Origin of the sequence: Lentzea indica (genome assembly GCF_012184385.1) — a bacterium.
In the GTDB taxonomy this organism is placed as follows: Bacteria; Actinomycetota; Actinomycetes; order Mycobacteriales; family Pseudonocardiaceae; genus Lentzea; species Lentzea indica.
This window is the reverse complement of sequence record NZ_VSRL01000451.1, coordinates 1-3573: the sequence shown is the minus strand read 5'-3', so window position 1 is coordinate 3573 and position 3573 is coordinate 1. Positions and strand designations below refer to the sequence as shown.

The 3573-nt window shown below is 69.6% G+C and carries 6 protein-coding genes; all 6 read left to right on the top strand.

Annotated features, from left to right (window positions below; translation table 11 throughout):
• Positions 1–560 (top strand): chorismate synthase (locus tag FXN61_RS48200; protein ID WP_167980452.1); only part of this gene is annotated, 560 nt, incomplete at its 5' end.
• Positions 557–1063: a shikimate kinase gene (locus tag FXN61_RS48195; protein ID WP_167980451.1), complete on the top strand. Its 507-nt coding sequence runs from the start codon at positions 557–559 to the stop codon at positions 1061–1063. The genes FXN61_RS48200 and FXN61_RS48195, both read left to right, overlap by 4 nt.
• Positions 1060–2169: a 3-dehydroquinate synthase gene (gene aroB / locus FXN61_RS48190; protein WP_167980450.1), complete on the top strand. Its 1110-nt coding sequence runs from the start codon at positions 1060–1062 to the stop codon at positions 2167–2169. Before FXN61_RS48195 ends, aroB begins: the two co-directional genes overlap by 4 nt.
• On the top strand, positions 2166–2594 hold the full coding sequence (aroQ, locus tag FXN61_RS48185; RefSeq protein WP_167980449.1) for a type II 3-dehydroquinate dehydratase: 429 nt from the start codon (positions 2166–2168) through the stop codon (positions 2592–2594). The genes aroB and aroQ overlap by 4 nt, the downstream gene beginning before the upstream one ends.
• Positions 2591–2977, top strand: a complete 387-nt coding sequence (locus tag FXN61_RS48180; RefSeq protein ID WP_312878570.1) for a VOC family protein — start codon at positions 2591–2593, stop codon at positions 2975–2977. The genes aroQ and FXN61_RS48180 overlap by 4 nt, the downstream gene beginning before the upstream one ends.
• A 21-nt stretch (positions 2978–2998) precedes the next feature.
• On the top strand, positions 2999–3433 hold the full coding sequence (locus FXN61_RS48175) for a MarR family winged helix-turn-helix transcriptional regulator (RefSeq protein WP_312878569.1): 435 nt from the start codon (positions 2999–3001) through the stop codon (positions 3431–3433).
• The last annotated feature ends 140 nt before the right edge of the window (positions 3434–3573 follow it).

Sequence of the window (3573 nt, the reverse complement as noted above, 5' to 3'; positions counted from 1 at the left end):
TGGAGGCCGGTGACACCGTCGGCGGCGTGATCGAGGTGCTCGCGTACGGGTTGCCGCCGGGCCTCGGCTCGCACGTGCACTGGGACCGCCGCCTCGACGCGCGCCTGGCCGCCGCCCTCATGGGCGTGCAGGCGATGAAGGGCGTGGAGATCGGCGACGGCTTCACCTCCGCCAAGCGCTGGGGTTCGCAGGCCCACGACGAGATCGACCGCGGCAGCGGCCCCGTCGGCGTCACGCGCCGATCGAACCGCGCCGGCGGGCTCGAAGGCGGCATCACCAACGGCGAGATCCTCCGTGCGCGCGTTGCGATGAAGCCCATCTCGACCGTCCCACGTGCACTGTCCACTGTGGATGTCCGCACCGGTGAGGCCGCCGTCGCGATCCACCAGCGTTCGGACGTGTGCGCCGTGCCGCGCGCCGGTGTGGTGCTGGAGTCCGTGGTCGCGCTGGTGCTGGCCGAGGCCGCGCTGGAGAAGTTCGGCGGCGACTCGCTGGACGAGACGCGCCGCAACGCCCACGCGTACCTCAAGGCCCTGGAAGCACGCTGGGAGGGCATGTGAGTCCCAGGTTCGTCGTGGTGGGGCCTCCTGGGGCCGGCAAGACCACGGTCAGCGAGCTGCTGGCCAAGCGCCTGAACCTTGGCTTCCGCGACGTCGACGAGGACATCGTCGAGACCGCGGGCAAGCCGATCTCGGACATCTTCACTGACGATGGCGAGCCGGTTTTCCGTGCCCTGGAAGAAGAAGCGGTCGCCAAGGCACTCGAAGAGCATGACGGTGTGCTGGCGCTCGGCGGTGGCGCGATCCTCTCGCAGAAGACGCGTGACCGCCTCAAGAGCCACACGGTCGTGTTTCTCAACGTGGGCATGGCCGAGGGCGTGCGCCGCACCGGCATGTCGTCCGCACGGCCGTTGCTGTCCGGCTTGAACCCGCGCGCGACTTTCAAGGCGCTGCTGGACGCGCGCCTGCCGCTGTACCGCGAGGTCGCCACGATCGAGGTGCTGACCGACGCCCTCGATCCGGAGCAGGTGACCGAAGCGGTGATCAAGGGAGCTGACGAATGACCGAGCCCGTGCGCATCCGGGTCGCCGCGGAGAAGCCCTACGACGTGGTGATCGGCCGCGGCCTGCTCGGCGACATCGTCGAGTTCCTCAAGGGCACCGCCAAGATCGCGATCGTGCACCAGCCGACGCTCGCCGCGACCGCAGAGGTGCTGGTCGACGAGCTGAAGGCCGTCGGAGCCGACGCACACCGCGTCGAGGTCCCCGACGCCGAGGACGGCAAGGACCTCGCCGTCGCCGGCTTCTGCTGGGACGTGCTCGGCAAGATCGGCCTGTCGCGCCAGGACGTCGTGGTCGGCCTCGGCGGCGGCGCGGTGACGGACCTGGCGGGCTTCGTCGCTTCCACGTGGATGCGCGGCGTGCGCCTGGTGAACATCCCGACGACGCTGCTCGGCATGGTCGACGCCGCGGTCGGTGGCAAGACCGGCATCAACACCGACGCGGGCAAGAACCTCGTCGGCACGTTCTACGAGCCGGACGCCATCTTCGTCGACCTCGCGACGTTGGAAACCTTGCCGCGCAACGAACTCGTCGCCGGCATGGCCGAGATCGTGAAGGGCGGCTTCATCGCCGACCCGGTGATCCTCGACCTGATCGAGGCCGACCCCGCGAAGGCGCTGGACCCCACGGGCGACGTGCTCGCCGAGCTCGTCCGCCGCAAGATCCAGATCAAGGCCGACGTCGTCACGAACGACCTGCGCGAGTCGTCCCTGCGCGAAATCCTGAACTACGGCCACACCCTGGGTCACGCGATCGAACGCCGCGAGCGCTACCGCTGGCGCCACGGCGCCGCCATCAGCGTGGGCCTGGTCTTCGCCGCCGAACTGGCCCGCCTCGCAGGCCGCCTGGACGACGAGACCGCCGACCGCCACAAGTCCGTTCTGCAGCTCCTCGGCTTGCCGACGTCCTACGACCCGGACGCCCTCCCGCAGTTGATGGAGGGCATGAAGGTCGACAAGAAGAACAAGGCGGGTGTGCTGCGCTTCGTGGTGCTCGACGGCCTGGCCAAGCCCGGCCGCCTGGAGGGCCCGGACCCGGCCCTGATCGCCGCCGCGTACTCGGCCGTGGCCGCCGAGCCGTCGTCCGGTTCGGGGAAGGTGCTGCTGTGAGGGTCCTCGTGCTGAACGGGCCGAACCTGGATCGCCTCGGCACCCGCGAGCCGGACGTCTACGGCCGCACGACGTACGCGGACCTGGTCCAGATGTGCGTGGCGGAGGGCAAGGAACTCAACTTCGAGGTCGAGGTCCGCCAGACAGCCCACGAGGGTGAGATGGTCGCGTGGCTGCACGAGGCAGCCGACGCCTCGATCGCGGTGGTCCTCAACGGCGCAGCCTGGACGCACTACTCGATCGCGGTGCGCGACGCGTGCTCGCAGCTCACGGCGCCGCTGGTCGAGGTGCACATCTCGAACATCCACCAGCGCGAGGAGTTCCGGCACCACAGCGTCATCTCGGCGATCGCGAGCGGTGTGATCGTGGGGCTGGGCGTGGAGGGCTACCTGCTGGCGCTGCGCTGGCTCGCGCTCAAGAGGTGACGCTGCACCACGTCGAGCTCTGGGTGCCGGACCTGGCCCGGGCCGAAGCCACGTTCGGCTGGCTCTTCTCCGCCCTCGGCTGGACCGAGCACCAGCGCTGGAACGCGGGCGTCAGCTGGAAGCTCGACCGCACGTACGTCGTGGTCGAGCAGTCTCCAGCACTGACAGGTCCACACGATCGGATGAAAGCCGGCCTGAACCACCTGGCCCTGCACGCGGGCACCCGCGCCGACGTCGACCGGCTGACCGAAGAAGCCCAGCGCAACGGCTGGCAGCTGATGTTCGCCGAGAAGCACCCGCACGCCGGCGGCCCCGACCACTACGCCGCGTTCCTGGAGAACGAGGACGGCTTCGAGGTGGAATTGGTGTCGACAGCCGATTGATGTATATGCAACACTGTGCCGGTGGGCTCCGTTGACGAGATCGTGGACGACTGCCTGGCGGCGCGCATCAGGCTGATCGGCCGGGCGCTCACGGGTCTCTACGACGGTGCTCTCAGCGGGCACGGCCTGACCATCGCGCAGCTCAACCTGCTGGCGGCGCTGGGCGCGGTGGGCCCGTGTCCACCGTCAAGGCTGGGCGAAGTGCTGCAGCTGGAGAGGTCCACGGTCAGCCGCAACCTGACACTGCTGGTCGGTCACGGCTGGATCGAGGCCACGTCGGCGGACGCCAAGGGGATGCGGACCGTCGCGCTCACCGCGGCGGGCCGGGCCAAGGTCGAGTCGGTGATGCCGGCCTGGCGGCAGGCTCAGCGCGAGGCCGCGGAACTGCTCGGACCGGCGGGCGTGACGGCGGTCAGGGAGATGGCGGTCGGCCTGGGATACCCGCCAGGAGCCTGAACTGGTCGGCAGCTCGTTTCGGCGGTCCGTACGTTGTATATACACCAACAAGGGAGTGGTCATGAACGAGGTTGTCCTGGTCACGGGCGCGTCGCGCGGAATCGGCAGGGCGGTGGCGCTCGCGTTCGCCGCGCAGGGAG